1 protein-coding gene is annotated in these 339 nt (G+C 64.9%); it reads left to right on the top strand.

What is annotated here, in order from left to right; genetic code table 11:
* Positions 1-24: 24 nt before the first annotated feature.
* Positions 25-339 (top strand): hypothetical protein (locus AB1L30_RS00805; RefSeq protein ID WP_367011443.1); only part of this gene is annotated, 315 nt, incomplete at its 3' end.

Below are 339 nucleotides of genomic sequence, written 5' to 3'. Positions count from 1 at the left end.
ATCAGACCTCCGCGGCGATTTTCATTGACAAACACGACGAAGATATCGTCGGCGACCTTCGCGGTGAACCGGCGGAACAATACGGAGGCCGAGGTGCCGGCATTGATCGAGCGCGGCGAACCGCTGGCCGGGCCGGTCGATCATTCGGTGCCGGTGTTGAGCATCGAACGGCCGGATGGGTCGCAGGCCGCTGTGCTGTTCGGGTACGCCTGCCACCCGACGACCCTGAGCTTCACGACCTGGTGCGGCGACTACCCGGGGTTTGCCCAGGTTGAGCTGGAGCGAGCGTTCCCGGGGACGACGGCGATGTTCGTCAACACGTGCGGCGGGGATCAGAAC

It is taken from the genome of Bremerella sp. JC817 (assembly GCF_040718835.1).
Taxonomy (GTDB): Bacteria; Planctomycetota; Planctomycetia; order Pirellulales; family Pirellulaceae; genus Bremerella.
Note: the sequence above shows the minus strand (reverse complement) of the source record. Positions and strands in the feature narration are given on the sequence as shown.